Raw genomic sequence first — 4,184 nt, forward strand, 5'->3', positions numbered from 1 at the left:
ACGCCGCGTCGAGGGCGGGGGCGAGCCCCGATCCCAGTACGACGAGCGCGCGGGGCTCCCCTCCCACCAGGGAGAGGAGGGCGGAGGCGGCGGCCGTGGCCTCCTCGTCCAGGAGGGCCGAGACGAAACGCGGGTCCGCGCCCCCCGGGGCAGTCATCGCTCCCCCTCGGGGGCGCCCTGGGCGTAGGTGCGCGAGGGCTGGGCCTCCTGGGCGCGCACGCGGCCCGCGCTGGTCGCCCAGTAGCCGGCGAATCCGACGACCAGTGCGAGCAGGATGCCGATGTTGGCGCCCGCCCAGTCGCCCTCGCGCCCGCCGAGGGGGCCCAGCAGGTAGCCCTGCCACGACAGCCACGAGGCGTTCGTGTTGACCACCAGCCCCCATCCGACGAACGAGGCGACCGCCAGCGTCGCCACCGCGCCCCAGTTCACGGAGCCGTAGCGCCCGTCGGAGACGAAGAGCGAGGGCTCGTCGTAGTCCTTGCGGCGCAGTGCGATGTCGGCCAGCATGACGCCGCCCCACGCGGCGATGACGACGCCGAGCGTGGTGAGGAAGGCGGTGAAGGGGGTGAGGAAGGAGTCGGCGAAGAACACGACCACGATGGTGCCCACCGTCATGATCGTGCCGTCGATGGCGGTGGCGACCGGACGCGACACGGGGACTCCCGTGGCCAGCAACGACAGGCCCGAGGAGTAGATGTCCATGACGATGCCGCCGATCAGGCCCAGGATCGCGACCAGGGCGAAGGGGATGAGGAACCAGGTCGGCAGGATCGTGGTGAGCGCGCCGATGGGGTCGTCGCCGATCGCCTCGGAGAGCGCGTCGAAGTTGGAGCCCACCAGCAGGACGCCGAAGAACACGAGGACGACTGTGGGCAGCGCCGCCCCGAAGGTCGTCCACCCCACGACGCCCTTGGTGGATGCGGTGCGCGGCAGGTAGCGCGAGTAGTCGGCCGCCGCGTTGATCCACCCGAAGCCGAAGCCGACCAGCAGCATGCACCCGGCGCCCAGGACCGCCGCCACCGGTCCAGCGGGGCGCGCCATGAGGGCGCCCATGTCGATGGTGGGCGCCGCGAGGACCAGGTAGACGAGGGTGAGGACCGCGGTCGCCCATGTGATCCACGTCTGCACGCGCATGATCGCCTCGAAGCCCAGCACGCCCGACCCGGCGGCCAGGACGACCACGAGGACGAGGGCGAGGATCTGGGCCACCAGGTGGTTCTCGAATCCGAGGGCGCCCATGACGGTGGCAGTCGCCTGGACGGCCATGATGCAGAGGAACGTCTCCCACCCGACGGTGAGGATCCACGAGATCAGCGCGGAGACGCGGTTGCCGTTGTAGCCGAAGGCCGCGCGCGACAGGACCAGGGTGGGGGCGGATCCGCGTTTGCCCGCCAGGGCGACCAGGCCGCACACCAGGAACGACAGGGAGACGCCGATGACCGAGACGACGACGGCCTGGGGGAAGGACAGGCCGAAGCCCAGCACCCACGAGCCCCAGGAGATGCCCAGGACCGAGATGTTCGCGGCGAACCACGGCATGAACAGGTCCGACGGCCTGCCCTTGCGGTCGCTTTCGGGGATGACGTCGAGGCCCGCCATTTCGACGGCGAGGCCGCCCTGGGCATTGCCCGGAGTGGGCGCAGAGGAATCGGACATTGATCGCTCCTATGACAATTGGGATCTGCAACATAGAGCATAGTCAGTGCGCGCGCCGCGCAACACCCCCCTGTGCGGGGGCGGCCGCGGGCGCCCCCGGCGGGGCGGCCCCCTTCGCACGGCTGGGAGGGCACTCCCCCTATGCGCGCACGACCGGGTTCGACAGGGTGCCGATCCCCTCGATCGTGATCTCGACGCGGTCGCCGGCCTTGACGGGGCCGCACCCGGGAGGCGCCCCCGTGATGACGACATCGCCGGGCAGCAGGGTGAACGCCATCGAGGCGTAGGAGACCAGTTCGAAGACGTTCCAGATCATGTCGGCGCTCGACCCGTCCTGCGCGGGCGCGCCGTTGACGGTGGAGCGGATCGCCAGGTCCGTCGGGTCCAGCCCGGGGTCCACCGTGATCCACGGGCCCAGGGGGCAGGCGGTGTCGAAGGACTTGCCGCGCGCCCACGGCCCCCCGTCCACCGCGTCGCGGGCGGTCGCGTCGTTGGCGACCGTGTACCCCAGGACCACTTGGTGCGCCTCCTCCACGGGCACGTCCTTGGCCAGGGACTTGATGACGACGGCCAGCTCGCCCTCGAAGACCACGTCGTCGGACCACACGGGGATAGCGATGGGGTCGTCGGGCCCGATCACCGAGGTGTTCGCCTTGAGGAACAGGGGCGGGCGGGTCCTGCCGGCGTCGGGCACGGGCTCGTCGGAGTAGTTGCCGGCGACCCCCACCACCTTCGACCGCGGGATCACCGGGGACAGCAGGCGGACCTCGTCGAGCTCGAAGACGCGGCCCGAGGGCTCCACGGCCGCGAAGAGGGGGTCGCCCTTGAGGCCGACGATCCTGGTGGAGCCGTCGTCGAGGGCGCCGTAGCAGGGGCTCGACCCGTCGGAGAAGCGCACGATTCTCATAGCGCGATCCTAACCGGCGCTGCTGGGTTTGCGGGCGCGGGACTTCTTCGGGCGTTTCCACACGCGCCCGGGAACGTCGCGGGGCAGCAGCGGGTTGCCCTCCCCCACGAACACGGGGTCGGCGATCCCCGCCCTGCGCTGGTCCTGGTAGTCGCGCAGCGCTCCCAGGCCCCAGCGCATGAGGATGACCAGGGCGATGAGGTTGGTGATCGTCATGACCGCCATCGCGATGTCCACGGCGTTCCACACGACGTCGAGGCTGAGCAGCGCCCCGGCGGTGGCCGAGGCGACGCAGACGACGCGCACGACCCACGTCGCCCACGCCCGGCCGCCGAAGACGAAGGACATGTTCGTGTCGGAGTAGACGTAGGCGGCGATGATCGACGAGTAGGCGAGGACGAAGACGAGGACCGCCATTGGGACGATCGTCCAGGCCCCCAGCTCGCGGGAGACCGCCAGGGTCGTCAGGTTCGACGGGTTCACGCCCCGGCCTCCCCACACCTCGGCCCCGGCGATGAGGATCACGAAGGCAGTGGCCGTGCACACGACGATCGTGTCGATGAAAACGCCGAGGGACTGGATGAGGCCCTGGCGCACCGGGTGGGACACGGTCGCCGTCGCCGCGGCGTTGGGGGCCGTGCCCTGGCCGGCCTCGTTGGAGAACAGGCCCCGCTGGGTGCCGTTGACCATGGCGGCCAGGATGCCGCCGCCGAGTCCGCCCACGAGCGGCTCGGGCGAGAACGCCGACGTGAAGATCTGGCCCAGGACGGTGCCGAACTGCCCGATGTTGAGGACGCAGATGACGGCGACCATCACGACGTAGACGAGGGCCATGATCGGGGCCATCCACTCGGTGACCCTGGCGACCGTGCGGATGCCCCCGAAGATCACCATCGCGGAGAAGACGAAGACGAGGCCGGCGACTGTGAGCTGGGCCGCCGAGAAGCCGCCCGCGCCTTCGAGGGGCTGGCGCGCGCCCTCGCCGAACGCCTCGGTGAGGGTGCCCGCGATCGCGTTGGACTGGACGGAGGTGATGACGACGCCGCACGTGAGGACGGTGATGACCGCGAAGACGTTGGCCATCGCGCGGTTGCGCATGCCGCGCTTCATGTAGTAGGCGGGCCCGCCGCGGAAGGCGCCGTCGGGGTGGCGGACCTTGAAGATCTGCGCCAGGGTCGCCTCGAAGAACGCCGTCGCCATGCCGACCAGGGCGACGACCCACATCCAGAAGATGGCGCCCGGGCCCCCGAGCAGCAGGGCGGCGGCGACCCCGAAGACGTTGCCGACGCCGACGCGGGCGGCCAGGGAGATGGCGAAGGCCTGGAAGGAGGAGATGCCGCCCTTGGCTCCCTGGCGGGAGCCGAACACGGTGCGCACCATCTCCGGGAGCATGCGCACCTGCACGCCCCGCGAGACGATGGTGAGCAGCAGGCCCACGCCCAGCAGGATCACGATGGTGAAGTGCGTGGTGATCCAGTCGGCGATCTGTTTCTCTACCGCGGCGAATTCTTCCACTTCGGTTCCTTACGGTTACTGTGCCGGCGCCGGGGCGCCGCCGACGGGACCGCCCGCTGGCACCGCACCCCGGGCGCCGCCCTGATGTGACGTTGACAGCATGCCA

General features: G+C 70.7%; 3 protein-coding genes. All 3 read right to left on the reverse strand.

From position 1 onward, the window contains the following. Nucleotides 1–153: 153 nt before the first annotated feature. The gene (locus tag BH719_RS02845; protein WP_009743232.1) at nt 154–1,656 is read right to left on the reverse strand and encodes a purine-cytosine permease family protein; all 1,503 of its coding nucleotides are present in this window, start codon (nt 1,654–1,656) and stop codon (nt 154–156) included. 139 nt (nt 1,657–1,795) lie between these two features. Then, nucleotides 1,796–2,563 carry a fumarylacetoacetate hydrolase family protein gene (locus BH719_RS02850; protein WP_009743233.1) on the reverse strand — a complete coding sequence of 256 codons (768 nt, stop codon included), beginning with the start codon at nt 2,561–2,563 and terminating at the stop codon, nt 1,796–1,798. Between the two features lie 9 nt (nt 2,564–2,572). Continuing rightward, complete coding sequence (locus BH719_RS02855) at nt 2,573–4,078, reverse strand: alanine/glycine:cation symporter family protein (RefSeq protein ID WP_009743234.1); 1,506 nt, start codon at nt 4,076–4,078, stop codon at nt 2,573–2,575. Nucleotides 4,079–4,184: the final 106 nt, after the last annotated feature.

The organism is Pauljensenia hongkongensis (assembly GCF_001746855.1).
In the GTDB taxonomy this organism is placed as follows: domain Bacteria; phylum Actinomycetota; class Actinomycetes; order Actinomycetales; family Actinomycetaceae; genus Pauljensenia; species Pauljensenia hongkongensis.